The sequence below is a fragment of the Aeromicrobium marinum DSM 15272 genome (assembly GCF_000160775.2).
GTDB lineage: Bacteria > Actinomycetota > Actinomycetes > Propionibacteriales > Nocardioidaceae > Aeromicrobium > Aeromicrobium marinum.
The window spans coordinates 1,718,542-1,731,627 of sequence record NZ_CM001024.1 but is presented as its reverse complement, the minus strand read 5'-3'; the positions used below and the strand labels follow the sequence as shown (position 1 = coordinate 1,731,627).

General features: G+C 71.0%; 10 protein-coding genes. 7 read left to right on the top strand and 3 right to left on the bottom strand.

What is annotated here, in order from left to right; translation table 11 throughout:
* Positions 1–105: 105 nt before the first annotated feature.
* Together HMPREF0063_RS08815 and HMPREF0063_RS08810 are read right to left on the bottom strand one after the other, a co-directional pair.
* Positions 106–2,223, bottom strand: coding sequence for an MMPL family transporter (locus tag HMPREF0063_RS08815; protein ID WP_007078319.1), 2,118 nt, complete (start codon positions 2,221–2,223; stop codon positions 106–108).
* Positions 2,224–2,339: 116 nt separating this feature from the next.
* Positions 2,340–2,933 (bottom strand): TetR/AcrR family transcriptional regulator, encoded by a 594-nt coding sequence (locus HMPREF0063_RS08810; protein WP_007078318.1) that lies wholly within the window; start codon positions 2,931–2,933, stop codon positions 2,340–2,342.
* A 90-nt stretch (positions 2,934–3,023) separates the two neighbouring features.
* Between HMPREF0063_RS08810 and HMPREF0063_RS08805 the strand changes: the two genes are divergently transcribed.
* From HMPREF0063_RS08805 to ndk, 4 genes are all read left to right on the top strand, one after another.
* Positions 3,024–4,397 carry a serine hydrolase domain-containing protein gene (locus tag HMPREF0063_RS08805; protein WP_007078317.1) on the top strand — a complete coding sequence of 458 codons (1,374 nt, stop codon included), beginning with the start codon at positions 3,024–3,026 and terminating at the stop codon, positions 4,395–4,397.
* Positions 4,398–4,452: 55 nt separating this feature from the next.
* The gene (locus HMPREF0063_RS08800; RefSeq protein WP_007078316.1) at positions 4,453–5,802 is read left to right on the top strand and encodes a bifunctional folylpolyglutamate synthase/dihydrofolate synthase; all 1,350 of its coding nucleotides are present in this window, start codon (positions 4,453–4,455) and stop codon (positions 5,800–5,802) included.
* Positions 5,799–6,164, top strand: a complete 366-nt coding sequence (locus HMPREF0063_RS08795) for a DUF4233 domain-containing protein (RefSeq protein WP_083788892.1) — start codon at positions 5,799–5,801, stop codon at positions 6,162–6,164. Before HMPREF0063_RS08800 ends, HMPREF0063_RS08795 begins: the two co-directional genes overlap by 4 nt.
* A gap of 104 nt (positions 6,165–6,268) precedes the next feature.
* Positions 6,269–6,682, top strand: coding sequence for a nucleoside-diphosphate kinase (gene ndk, locus HMPREF0063_RS08790; protein ID WP_007078314.1), 414 nt, complete (start codon positions 6,269–6,271; stop codon positions 6,680–6,682).
* Positions 6,683–6,800: 118 nt separating this feature from the next.
* Here ndk and HMPREF0063_RS08785 read toward each other — a convergent pair whose 3' ends face one another.
* Positions 6,801–7,430, bottom strand: coding sequence for a hypothetical protein (locus tag HMPREF0063_RS08785; protein ID WP_040320209.1), 630 nt, complete (start codon positions 7,428–7,430; stop codon positions 6,801–6,803).
* Positions 7,431–7,495: 65 nt separating this feature from the next.
* On the opposite strand from HMPREF0063_RS08785, the gene HMPREF0063_RS08780 reads away from it, so the two are divergent.
* The 3 genes from HMPREF0063_RS08780 (at position 7,496) to HMPREF0063_RS08770 (ending at position 13,081) form a co-directional block, all read left to right on the top strand.
* On the top strand, positions 7,496–9,427 hold the full coding sequence (locus tag HMPREF0063_RS08780) for a TIGR03960 family B12-binding radical SAM protein (RefSeq protein WP_040320208.1): 1,932 nt from the start codon (positions 7,496–7,498) through the stop codon (positions 9,425–9,427).
* Positions 9,424–10,158, top strand: coding sequence for a TIGR03936 family radical SAM-associated protein (locus HMPREF0063_RS08775; RefSeq protein WP_007078312.1), 735 nt, complete (start codon positions 9,424–9,426; stop codon positions 10,156–10,158). The genes HMPREF0063_RS08780 and HMPREF0063_RS08775 overlap by 4 nt, the downstream gene beginning before the upstream one ends.
* 325 nt (positions 10,159–10,483) lie before the next feature.
* Complete coding sequence (locus tag HMPREF0063_RS08770) at positions 10,484–13,081, top strand: Rne/Rng family ribonuclease (RefSeq protein WP_007078310.1); 2,598 nt, start codon at positions 10,484–10,486, stop codon at positions 13,079–13,081.
* Positions 13,082–13,086 lie beyond the last annotated feature (5 nt).

Sequence of the window (13,086 nt, the reverse complement as noted above, 5' to 3'; positions counted from 1 at the left end):
CTCGGCCCCCGCCCCCGCTGGGCGTGACGTTTCCGCCCTCGAATCGACGGAATCGGGGCGGAAACGTCACGCTCAGCGGGGAGTCAGCGGGGAGTCAGCGGGGAGTCAGCGGGGGACGAGTGAGGCGGTCCCAGTGGTGTCGGTGGTGACCGGCTCGATGTCCTCCTTGCGGCCGAGCGCGGACGGCCACCACATGTGCCGGCCGATGTCGAGGTTGAGCGCCGTCACCAGCACCGACCGCACGATGATGGTGTCGAGCAGCACGCCCAGGGCCACCGCGAAGCCCAGTTCGGCGAGGAACACGATCGGCAGGGAGCCGAGTGCCGCGAAGGTGCCCGCCAGGACGAGTCCGGCCGAGGTGATCACCCCGCCGGTGGCCGAGAGCCCGATCAGGGCGCCGCGCCGGGTCCCGTACTTCAGGGCCTCCTCGCGCACCCGGGTCATGAGGAAGATGTTGTAGTCGATGCCCAGCGCCACCAGGAACACGAACGCGAACAGCGGCAACGAGGTGTCGGCACCGGCGAACCCGAACACGTGGGTGAAGACCAGGGCACTGATGCCGAGCGCCGCACCGAACGACAGCACCACGGTGCCGAGCAGGATCACCGGCGCGACGATCGCTCGCAGCAGCACCACCAGGACCAGCAGCACGACCACCAGGATGATCGGGATGATCAGCTGGTTGTCCGCGGCCGACGCGTCCTGGACGTCCTTGATCAGCGCGGTCTGGCCGCCGACGAGGGCCGCTCCGTCGCCCACGTCGTCGAGGGCCGAACGGGCCCGGTCGACGGTCTCGTACGCCTCCGGCGAGTCGGGCGCGTCGACGAGGGCAGCCTCGACGTAGGCGACCTCGTCGTCCTGGCCGAGCACCTCGATCGCGCTGGGCTCCACGCCGTCGACCTCGGCCAGGGCGGCCACGACCTCGTCGGCGGTGTCGACCGCGGCGATGACCTGCAGCGGCGAGTCGGTGCTGACGGGGAAGTACTCGTTCACGATCTTCCCGGCCTCGATGGAGGGCTGCTCGGTGGTGAACGACTCCTCGTTGGTCAGACCGTCGGCGTCGAGCTGGAACAGCCCGAGCGTGCCGGCCGCGAGTGCCGCAGTGGTGACGGCCCAGACGACGCGCGGCCGGACGGCGATGCGGCGACCGATCCGTGCCCAGAACCCGGTGTCGATGCGCTCGGGGTCGCCGAAGTGGGGGATGAAGGGCCAGAAGACCCACCGCCCGCAGATGACGAGCAGCGCGGGGAGGAGCACCAGCATGAGCAGCAGCGCGACGGCGATGCCGGAGGCCGCCACGGGTCCGAGGCCGGCCGTGGAGTTCAGCTGCGCGAACACCAGGCACAGCAGGCCGATGATGACCGTGGCACCGCTGGCCAGGATGGCCGGCGCGGCACGGTGGAGGGCATGGGCCATGGCCTCGTGACGGTCCTCGTAGCGGCGCAGCTCCTCGCGGTAGCGGGCCACCAGCAGCAGCGCGTAGTCGATCCCGGCACCGAGGACGAGCACGCTGAGGATGCCGGCGCTCTGACCGTTGACGGTCAGGTCGGCGTACCGGGCGAGCAGGTAGACGATGCCCTGCGCGGTGAAGACGCTGGCCACCCCGCAGAACAGCGGGATGATCCACAGGATCGGGCTCCGGTAGGTCAGCAGGAGCATCACGACCACCACGCTGATCGCGGCGATCAGCAGGATACCGTCGATGCCGGCGAACGCCTCGGACTGGTCGGCGCCGAGGGCCGCAGGTCCGGCCAGGTACACCTCGAGGCCGTCGGCCCCCGCGTCGGCGAGCTCTCCCGCGGCCTCGACCCGGTCGGGGAGGACCTCCCAGCCGTCGCTGCCGAGCACCACGGTGGCGATGACCTGGGCAGCCTCGCCGTCCGCGGACGGGATCGGGCCCACGGCGTCGTCGGCGAAGTCCTCGATGTCGGCGAACGCCGCGGTGTCGGCCGAGATCTTGGCGAGGTCCTCAGGGGTCAGGCCGCCCTCGCGGACGTAGAGGACGACGAGGGGCACGGCGTCGGGGTCGGAGAACGATCCGGCCTGGTTGATGACCTCGGTCGACTCGGCGTCGCTCGGCAGGAACGACGCGATGTCGTTCTCCTGCACGTCGGCGAGCTTCGCGCCGAACGACCCGACCCCGCCGATGAACACCAGGGCCACCACGAGCACGACCCACTTGGCCCACGGGTGGGCGATCCAGCCGGCGATCTGACGATTCATGACGGTCCTCTCCGACGGGCGCCCCGGTGGCGCGGAACCATCATGGCGAACAGCGAGGACAGATGTGCATCAGGTGGACCCCTGAACCGACCCTGAACCGGTCGGGGTGACCACGATCACTCCGACGCGGTGAGGAGGCCGGCCAGTCCGTGCATCGTGAGACCGGTGGCGAGGCCGGCCAGCTCGGCGACCCGGTCGGCACCGGACCCGTCCGCCTGCAGGGCCGTTCGCCAGCCGAGCGAGACCAGCAGCGCCGAGAGGTCGACGGCGCGACGGGGGTCGATGTCGGGGAAGCCTGCGGTGAAGCTCGCGGCGATCTCGTCGGCCAGCTCGGCCTGCAGCCGCTCGAGCGTGGTGAACTTCTCGGGCCAGTCGACCTGCATGACGAGCTGGAACCGCTCCGGCTCCAGCGCCGCGAACTCGGCGACCGCGAACATGCCCGCGCGCACCTGGGTGTGCAGGGAGCGGCCGCGGACCTCCCGGTAGGACGACCGCAGGTGGTCGGCCATCGCCGCACAGTCCTGCCGTACGCACTCGGTGACGAGTCCGGCCTTGTCCTCGTACCGTGCGTACAGGGTCTGCTTGCTGGTGCCCGCGCGCCGTGCGATCTCGTCCATCGTGACCTCGTGGTAGCCGTGGTCGACGAGGGCCGACCGTGCGGCGGCGAGCAGCACGTCGTCGCTGAAGGTACGAGGTCGTCCGCGGGCCATGGCACCAGTGTGCCGTGTGGGAAGCTCGCTGCTTGCCTTTTGCTTGACTACAGGTAAAGTAATTGATCTCACACGTTCCCCGGAGGTCCCATGCGCCGCATCGCTCTCGTGTCCGCCCTGGTCGGTGCCGTCCTGGTGGCGCCATGGTCCGCGGCCGCCTCGACCACCGATGTCGCGGCTGCGGGCCAGAAGCAGTGCGACGTCCCGGCTCCCGGCGAACCGTTCGAGACCGCCGCGCCCGAGGAGGTCGGCCTCGACCCGGCGCAGCTCGACGTCGCCACCGGTTTCGCGTCGAGCCGGCTGCGCACCTCCGTCATGGTCTTCCGACACCACTGCCTCGTCGGCACGGGTCCGGGCAACCTTCTGGGGGACCTCGTCCCGCTCGACCTGTGGAGCTCCACGAAGAGCGTCGTCAGCCTGGCGGTCGGTGTCGCCGTCGACCGCGGGCTGCTCGACCTCGACGACCCGATCGACCTCTACCTGCCCCCGGGATGGGGCGACGCCGAGCGGCGCGCGATCACCGTGCGTCAGCTCCTGCAGGAGAACAGCGGTCTGAAGACCAGCATCATCACCGAGGCGGGCACCGTCGCCCTCGACGCGAACATCGTCCGGCAGGGGCTCGCGCTCCCGCTCGAGCACGAGCCGGGCACCTACTTCGAGTACGGACAGCGCAATCCCGACATCGCGGCCTACGTCGTCGGGCGTGCGGTGGGGGAGGACATCCAGGACTTCGTCCAGCGGGAGATCTTCACGCCCATCGGCATCCGGCCCGGGTCGTACATCTGGCTGCGCGACCGTGCGGGCAACACCTACGGGCACGCCCACCTGATCATGCGACCGACGGAGTTCGCCCGCGTCGGCATGCTCCTGGCGAACGACGGCCGGTGGGCGGACCGGCAGATCGTGTCGGCGGACTACCTGGGTGCCGCGACCGGCCCGAGCCCGACCAACGCCTGCTACGGCATGCTCTTCTGGGTCAACCGGACGCCGTGCATCACCCCCGACGTCCCCTCCCGACGTACGTTCGATCGCGAACCTCTTCCGGGGTTCGGGTCCGACGCGTTCGCCACCGTCGGCTTCCTGCAGCAGAACACCTTCGTCTCCCCGAGCCTCGGCACGCAGGTCACGTGGATGGGTGTGGCCGGCGACGTCTCGCCGGACCCGCAGACGCTGCTCACCGCCAACGTCAGCTCCGAGCTCTACCACGAGTTCTTCCGACGGTTGCTGCCCGCGTACACCGACGTCGACCTCCCGGACCTCGGCCCCTACGAGGACGTCGTGAGCTTCGAGGTGACCCCGGAGACGGTCGCCGACATCCGTGTCGCACTGGGTGCGCTGGGGGTCGGCGAGTTCGCTCCGCAGGGATGCCTGCTGGCCACCTGCGACGGCCGGCTGGAGACCCGGGGACTGGCGATGAACCTCGCCGCGGTGCTGGGGTTCGTCACCACCGCGGGCAGCGGCTGAGCCGGGCCCGCCCGCGACGGCGCCGACATGGGCGGTCCCTGCGATACTGGGGTCGATGAGACCCACGTACGCCGAGGTCGAGCACGCGTTGCTCGGTCGTTGGCCCGAATCCCGCCTCGAGCCGTCCCTCGAACGCATCTCGGCCCTGTGCCGCCTGCTCGGTGACCCTCAGGACTCGGCGCCGCTGATCCACCTCACCGGCACCAACGGCAAGACCTCGACCGGGCGGATGATCGACGCGCTGCTCACGGCGTTGGACCTGCGCACCGGACGCTTCACGAGCCCCCACCTGCAGAGCATGACCGAGCGCATCAGCATCGACGGGTCCCCGCTCAGCGAGGACGGCTTCGTCGACGCCTTCGCCGACGTGGCGGCGTACGCGCAGATCGTCGACGACAGCCAGGCGCACCCCCTGTCGTTCTTCGAGATGACCGTCGCGATGGCCTACGCGGCGTTCGCCGACGCGCCCGTCGACGCCGCGATCGTGGAGGTCGGCATGGGCGGTACGTGGGACGCCACCAACGTGGCCGACGGGCAGGTCGCGGTCATCGGTCCGATCTCGGTCGACCACGCCCAGTACCTCGGCGACTCGCCCCTGGCGATCGCCCACGAGAAGGTGGGCATCGTCAAGCCCGGGGCCCACGTCGTCGTGGCCGAGCAGGACACCGAGGTGCTCGACGTCATCGGGCAGCGGGTGGCCGAGGTCGGCGCCACCCTGCTGCGCGAGGGGGTCGACTTCGGTGTCGCCGCCCGGATCGCCGCCCTCGGAGGTCAGCAGGTCGACCTGCAGGGCCTCGCGGGGCACTACGAGGAGATCTTCCTGCCGCTGCACGGCGCGCACCAGGCCCACAACGCCGCGCTGGCCCTGGCCGCCGTCGAGGCGTTCACCGGCGGCAAGGAGCTCGATCCCGACGTCGTGCGGGCGGCCTTCGCCACCGTCACCTCACCGGGCCGGCTGGAGGTCGTGCGCCGCAGCCCCACCGTGCTGCTCGACGCGGCCCACAACCCGCACGGACTCCGGGCCGCCGTCGCCGGGGTGGCCGAGGAGTTCGCCTTCAGCCCGTTGGTCGTCGTGCTCGGCGTCATGGCCGACAAGGACGTCGAGGAGATGGTCGAGGTGCTCGATCCGGCGGTCGCCCACGTCGTCTGCACCCAGAACTCCAGTGACCGCTGCATGCCCGCCGACGAGCTCGCGGGCATCGTGGCCGACCGCCTCGGTGACGACCGGGTCAGCGTCTCGCCCCGACTCGACGACGCGCTCGAGCGCGCGATCCTCCTGGCGGAGGCGTCCGAGGGCTTCGAGGACGCGATCGGCAGCGGCGGTGTGCTGGTCACCGGCTCGGTGGTCACGGTGGGGGAGGCCCGCACCCTCGCGGGCACCGCGGCGGAAGGTCGGCGGTCGTGAGAGGTCTGTGCGCCGCGATGCTGTTCTTCCAGTCCATCGTCCTCGGACTCTCGACCCCTGTGATGATCTCGGTGGAGGGCGTGGACCGCACCCCTGCGCTGGTCATGGGCCTGGGCCTCACGGTGCTGTGCCTGCTGACCGCGGGATCCCTGCGCCGGCCGCAGGCGTACTGGGTGGGCCACGGGATCCAGGTCGCGTCGATCGGGCTGGGCTTCCTCGTGCCGATCATGTTCTTCGTCGGTGGCATGTTCGCCGCCCTCTGGATCGCGGCGTTCCGACTCGGTGCCCGCATCGACGAGGACAAGGCCCGCTGGGCCCGGGAGGCAGCCGAGCAGGGCGACGAGACGGACACCGCGGGTTAGTCTGGATCGATGGTCCGGGTGCTGGCGGTGGCCGACGAGGACGCAGCGGTCGTGGCGGCTCCCGGCGGGCAGCGGGACCGGCTGCGGTCGATAGGCTCGCGGCCATGACCCAGCGCACGCTCGTCCTGCTCAAGCCCGATGCGGTCCGCCGCGGACTCACCGGCGCGATCCTGTCCCGCTTCGAGGCCAAGGGCCTGACGCTCGTCGCGATGCAGCTGCGGTCGATCGACGCGGCGATGGCCGACGCGCACTACGCCGAGCACGTCGAGCAGCCCTGGTACCCGCCGCTGCGGGAGTTCGCGGTGTCGGGACCGCTCGTCGCCGTCGTGCTCGAGGGCGACGAGGCCATCGGCGTGGTGCGGGCACTCAACGGCGCCACCGACGGGCGCGCCGCCGCTCCCGGCACGATCCGGGGGGACCTCTCCCTGTCCAACCGCGAGAACCTCGTGCACGCCTCGGACTCCGAGGAGTCCGCCGCTCGCGAGATCGCCCTGTGGTTCCCCGACCTCCCCGCCTGATGTTTCCCAGGTGATCCTGGGAAACTGACACCTCACCCCGGTTGCAACAGGGGTCAGGTGCCAGTTTTCTGTGCCCGGTGACGGATTCCCAGGTCATCCTGGGAAACTGCGGCGGGGGTCAGAGGCGCAGGGCGGGCACCGGAGCGCCGAGCACGCCGTCGTACTGACCGCGGACGTCCTCGGGCAGCCAGATGACCTGATGGCCCTGCGGGGCGACCGTCACGGTCTCGGTCATCTCGACCACGTCGACGACCTGTCGCGGGTCGTCCTTCGGCGCCTGCGGCTCGTGCTGGATGAGCACGACCCGCATCTCGACCTCGACGTCGTTGGGATTGGCCAGGCCCACGCCCCAGAAGTCGGCCGGCTCGTAGGTCTTGCGCTGCTCGAGGTCGATCATCACGACCGTCACGTCCTGCGTGAGGGGCGGGTGCTCGGCCTCCATGATCTCCACCACGTGCGCCTCGACGCCGCGCACCGAGCGGTTCCCCTCGCCGGTGAACGCCAGCACGTCGATGCCGGTGGAGCCCGGCGGCACGCACACGGCGCCCCGGTCCATGCCCAGCACGCTGTGCGGCACCACGTGGGGCAGCTCGCGGCCGTAGTGGTCGCGGGCCACGAACCGCAGGGTCGGCAGCAACGCGGTCTCCGTGTCGTTGCGGAACGACAGGACCTGGTCGAGGCCACCGGACTCGCTCTTGGCACGGTAGGTGACGGTGAGCGGCGCCTTGCCGCGGGAGAACAGGCCCATGCCCCGAGCCTAGCCAGCCCTGTCGCCCGGGCCCGCAGTGGCGCGTGGCCGTTAGGCTGGTGACCATGTCCGTCGAGTCCGTCTTCCCCCGCCTGGAGCCGTTGCTGCCCTCGGTGTCCAAGCCGATCCAGTACGTCGGCGGCGAGCTGAACGCCACCGTCAAGGACTGGGACTCCGTGAGCGTGCGGTGGGCCCTGATGTACCCCGACGCCTACGAGGTCGGCCTGCCCAACCAGGGTGTCCAGATCCTCTACGAGGTCCTCAACGAGCGGGACTGGATCCTCGCCGAGCGCACCTATGCCGTGTTCGCCGACATGGAACAGGTCATGCGGGACCACGACATCCCCCAGTTCACGGTCGACGGCCACCGCCCCGTCGGCGCGTTCGACGTGCTGGGTCTGTCCTTCGCCACGGAGCTCGGCTACACCAACATGCTCACGGCGCTGGACCTCGCGGGCATCCCGCTGCACGCGGTCGACCGCCGCGACGAGGACCCCGTCGTGATCGCCGGCGGGCACAGCGCCTTCAACCCCGAGCCGGTGGCCGACTTCGTCGACGCCGTCGTCCTGGGCGACGGCGAGGAGATCGTCCTGGCCGTGAGCGAGGTCGTCCGGGAGCACAAGGCCGAGGGTTCACCCGGCGGCAGGCTGGAGCTGCTGCGCCGTCTGGCGGCCTCCGGCGGCGTGTACGTGCCACGGTTCTACGACGTCACCTACGGCCCCGACGCCTCGATCGAGGCGATCGTGCCGAACCACCAGGACGCCCCCGTCCGGGTCGCCAAGCACACGCTGATGGACCTCGACGCGTGGCCGTACCCGCGCAAGCCCCTCGTGCCGTTGGCCGAGACGGTGCACGAGCGGTTCAGCGTCGAGATCTTCCGCGGCTGCACCCGCGGCTGCCGGTTCTGCCAGGCGGGCATGATCACCCGGCCGGTACGGGAGCGGTCCCTGCAGAGCATCGGTCAGATGATCGACAACGGACTGGCGGCGAGCGGGTTCGACGAGGTCGGGCTGCTGAGCCTCTCCAGCGCCGACCACTCCGAGATCGGTGAGATGGCCACCCAGCTCGCGGACCGGTACGAGGGCACCAACACCTCGATGTCGCTGCCGTCGACCCGGGTCGACGCCTTCAACATCACGCTGGCCAACGAGTTCAGCCGCAACGGACGACGTTCCGGACTGACGTTCGCCCCCGAGGGCGGCAGCGAGCGGATGCGCAGGGTCATCAACAAGATGGTCAGCGAGGACGACCTCATCAACACCGTGGCCGCCGCCTACTCGCACGGGTGGCGTCAGGTGAAGCTCTACTTCATGTGCGGACTCCCCACCGAGACCGACGAGGACGTGCTGCAGATCGGCGAGCTCGCCAAGCGGGTCATCGACACCGGTCGGGAGGTCGCCGGACACAAGGACATCCGCTGCACCGTGTCGATCGGTGGCTTCGTCCCCAAGCCGCACACCCCCTTCCAGTGGGCGGCACAGCTCGACCACGAGACCACCGACGAGCGGCTGCGCAAGCTGCGGGCGTCGGTCCAGTCCGACAAGAAGTACGGCCGTGCGATCGGCTTCCGCTACCACGACGGCCGCCCCGGGATCGTCGAGGGCCTGTTGTCCCGCGGCGACCGTCGGGTGGGCCGGGTCATCGAGGCCGTGTGGCGCGACGGAGGCCGTTTCGACGGGTGGAGCGAGCACTTCTCGTTCGATCGCTGGGAGGCCAAGGCCGCGGAGGTGCTGGCCGGCACCGGGGTCGACCTCGACTGGTACACGACCCGCGAGCGGGGCGCCGACGAGATCCTGCCGTGGGACCACCTCGACTCCGGGTTGGACAAGGACTGGCTCTGGGAGGACTGGCTGGACGCGCTGGCCGACGACCCGGTCGAGGTCGAGGACTGCCGGTGGACCCCGTGCTTCGACTGCGGGGTCTGCCCGTCGATGGACACCGACATCCAGATCGGCCCCACCGGTCAGCAGCTCCTGCCGCTGAGCGTCGTCCGGTGACGGGTGCCACCACGCTGGAGGGGACGCCGAACCCCGAGGCGCCGAACCCCCAGCTGCCGATCGTGCAGAAGATCCGCCTGCGCTACGCCAAGCGCGGCCGGCTGAGATTCACCAGCCACCGCGACTTCAGCCGCGCCTTCGAGCGGGCGGTCCGCCGCGCCGGGGTGCCGATCGGACACTCGTCCGGCTTCAGCCCGCACCCGAAGATCTCCTACGCCAATGCGGCACCCACCGGTGCGGCCAGCGAGGCGGAGTTCCTCGAGATCGGCCTCACCCGCGTCTGCGACCCCGAGGAGGTCAGGGCAGCGCTCGACGCGTCCCTGCCGCCGGACCTCGATCTGATCGACGTGGCGGTCGCCGCGCCCGGGGCGTTGGCCGATCGTCTGGAGGCCTCGCTGTGGCTGGTGGACCTGCCCGGGGCCGACGTCGGCGAGGTACGGGCGGCGATCGACGCCGCCCTCGCCGCCGAGGCGCTGACCGTCGAACGGATGACCAAGCGCGGACTGCGCGACATCGACGTCCGGTCCGCCCTCGTGTCGCTGACCTGCGAGGACACCGGTGACGGGGTGCAGATCGCCGCGGTCGTGGCCGTCACCGTGCCCACGGTCCGGCCGGACGACGTGGTCACGGCACTGCGCGCCCACGGGCTGCAGGTGCCGGGAGCGCCGGTGGCGACCCGGGCCGCCCAGGGCCCGCTCGTGGACGGAACGGTCGGCGACCCCCTCAGGTGACGAGCGCGTGAAGCCGGGGTGACTGTGCGATACTGGACACGGTCGTTCCTGCGTCCACCGACGCTGTTCGACCGGACGACGATCCGCCGGTTCCCGATCCTCGGCACCGCGCAGCCCGCGCGGACTGCCCCTCGGGTCACCGGCACGGCCGACGGGACCTCACCCTCGACCGCGACGCATCCGACCGGGTGCTGACCGCGGCGGTGGGAGCCCGTCGTAGTGACAGGCCGCGTGTTCGTCGCAGACCGAAGGCTTGGGTCCGCTGGACGGACCACTGACACCGCCCCGGATGGTCCGACGACCGTCCGAGGGCCGAGGAGAGCAGATGCTCGACGAGAACGACGCCCCCACCACCGCGACGACCACCAGCACGACGAGGACGCGTCGCCGAGCGGCCGGTCGCCCGGCCGGTCCGCCCGTCGCCGGTGACAGCGACTCCACGCCGGCCCCGGCTGCGACGGAGGAAGTCGCCGCCGCCACCACGGCTGACAGCGAACCGGCTCCGGCGGCCGAGAAGCCCGCCAAGAAGGCGGCGACCAAGAAGACCGCCGCCAAGGCGGCACCGAAGAAGCAGACGGCGAAGCAGGCCGAGCCGGCCGCCGCCCCCGAGGATGACGAGACGGGCGACGACGCCTCGGCGACCGCGCCCGCCGAGGCCTCGCCCGCGCCGCGGGCGCCCGTGGTGCCCGCCGGTGGCCTGATGTTCCAGGCCCCGGAGCCGGTCGTGGCTCCGCGCCGCGCCCGCCCCACCGTGGTGGAGGACGACGCCGACGACGACATCGAGGACGATGCCGACGACGACTCGACCGACGACGGGTCCGACGACGAGTCCGGCGAGGGCGGTCCACGCCGCCGGCGCCGCAGCCGCGGAGGTCGCCGTCGCCGCAAGCCCGACAGCGACGAGGACTCCGGCGACCGTGACGCCGAGACGGGCGACAGCGACGACCAGGACAGCGACGACTCCGGCGACGGCTCCGGATCGGCCGGCAGCCGACGTCGCCGGTCCCGCCGCCGCAGCGGTGACGGTGGGTCCGGGGCGGGCGACGACCCCGAGAACACCGTGGTGCGCGTCCGGGACGGACGCACGGCCGAGGACGAGATCACCAGCGTCGCCGGCTCGACCCGGTTGGAGGCCAAGAAGCAGCGCCGCCGAGAGGGCCGTGAGCAGGGCCGCCGGCGGGCGCCGATCGTCTCGGAGTCGGAGTTCCTGGCTCGCCGTGAGTCGGTCAACCGCCAGATGGTCGTGTGTCAGCACGACGACTACACGCAGATCGCCGTGCTCGAGGACAAGGTCCTGGTGGAGCACTACGTGGCCCGCGAGTCGCAGACGTCGCTCATCGGCAACGTGTACCTGGGCAAGGTGCAGAACGTCCTGCCGAGCATGGAGGCCGCCTTCATCGACATCGGTGCGGGCCGCAACGCCGTCATCTACGCCGGCGAGATCGACTGGTCGGGTCTCGGCAACGGCAAGCAGCGCAAGATCGAGGACGTCCTCACGTCCGGCCAGACCGTGCTGGTGCAGGTGTCCAAGGACCCGGTCGGGCAGAAGGGCGCCCGCCTCACCAGCCAGGTCAGCCTGCCGGGACGGTTTCTCGTCTACGTCCCCGGCGGACAGACCAACGGCATCTCGCGCAAGCTGCCCGACACCGAGCGCACGCGTCTGAAGACGCTGCTCAAGGAGGTGCTGCCCGCTGATGCGGGCGTCATCGTGCGCACGGCGGCCGAGGGAGCCTCGGAGGACCAGCTGACCCGCGACGTCGCGTCGCTGAAGGCACGCTGGGAGGACATCGAGCGCAAGGTCGAGGCCGGCAAGGCACCCGAGCTGCTCTACTCCGAGCCGGACCTGATGATCAAGGTCGTGCGCGACCTGTTCAACGAGGACTTCACCTCCTTGGTCGTGGAGGGTCGTGACGCCTGGGACAACATCTCCGGCTATGTCCAGCACGTGGCCCCTGACCTGGCCGAGCGCCTCGAGCGCTGGGAGCCGGAGGAGCACGACGGGCGGCACGCCTTCGCCGGGTTCCGCATCGAGGAGCAGATCCACAAGGCACTCGACCGCAAGGTCTGGCTGCCGTCCGGAGGGTCGCTCGTCATCGACCGCACCGAGGCGATGACCGTCGTCGACGTCAACACCGGCAAGTTCACCGGCTCGGGTGGCAACCTCGAGGAGACCGTCACCAAGAACAACCTCGAGGCCGCCGAGGAGATCGTGCGCCAGCTGCGTCTGCGCGACATCGGCGGGATCATCGTCATCGACTTCATCGACATGGTGCTGGAGAGCAACCGCGACCTGGTGCTGCGCCGTCTGGTGGAGTGCCTCGGTCGCGACCGCACCCGTCACCAGGTGGCCGAGGTGACCTCGCTGGGCCTGGTCCAGATGACCCGCAAGCGGATCGGTACCGGCCTGGTCGAGTCGTTCAGCACCGACTGCGAGCACTGCAAGGGTCGTGGCATCGTCATCCAGGCCGAGCCGATCGAGCCCCGCAAGGACGAGGGCCGTCGGGGCGGGCGTGGCGGTCGCGGCGGTCGCGGCGGCGGTGGTGACGGTCAGGGGTCCGGCCAGGACGGCGGCAACCAGGGCGGCAACCAGCAGGGCGGACGTTCCGGGGGCAACCGCTCCGGCGGCGGAGGTCGCAACAACGGCAACAACAACGGCAACAACGGCAACGGCCGTTCCCAGGGCCAGGGCCGCGGTTCCGGTGCGGGGGAGCCTGTGGTCGACGAGTCGGGGGCCGACGACTCCGCCGAGGCAGTGGCCGATCCGTCGGTGCACGAGCCCGACGGCAGCGACCAGGTCGTGGCGCCGGAGTCGACCGACGTGGTGGCCCCGGCCAGCCCGGTCGGGACGGCGTCAGCACCGGAGCAGACACCCGAGCCGTCGTCCGACCACCCCGTTTTGACCGACGAGGGTCAGGCTCCGTAGACTGG

What these genes read in the sequence shown, in the direction of transcription:
- HMPREF0063_RS08815 (WP_007078319.1), bottom strand. Translation starts at nt 2,223, where the DNA reads ATGAATCGTCAGATCGCCGGCTGGATCGCCCACCCGTGGGCCAAGTGG.
- HMPREF0063_RS08810 (WP_007078318.1), bottom strand. Translation starts at nt 2,933, where the DNA reads ATGGCCCGCGGACGACCTCGTACCTTCAGCGACGACGTGCTGCTCGCC.
- HMPREF0063_RS08805 (WP_007078317.1), top strand. Translation starts at nt 3,024, where the DNA reads ATGCGCCGCATCGCTCTCGTGTCCGCCCTGGTCGGTGCCGTCCTGGTG.
- HMPREF0063_RS08800 (WP_007078316.1), top strand. Translation starts at nt 4,453, where the DNA reads ATGAGACCCACGTACGCCGAGGTCGAGCACGCGTTGCTCGGTCGTTGG.
- ndk (WP_007078314.1), top strand. Translation starts at nt 6,269, where the DNA reads ATGACCCAGCGCACGCTCGTCCTGCTCAAGCCCGATGCGGTCCGCCGC.
- HMPREF0063_RS08785 (WP_040320209.1), bottom strand. Translation starts at nt 7,430, where the DNA reads ATGGGCCTGTTCTCCCGCGGCAAGGCGCCGCTCACCGTCACCTACCGT.
- HMPREF0063_RS08780 (WP_040320208.1), top strand. Translation starts at nt 7,496, where the DNA reads ATGTCCGTCGAGTCCGTCTTCCCCCGCCTGGAGCCGTTGCTGCCCTCG.
- HMPREF0063_RS08770 (WP_007078310.1), top strand. Translation starts at nt 10,484, where the DNA reads ATGCTCGACGAGAACGACGCCCCCACCACCGCGACGACCACCAGCACG.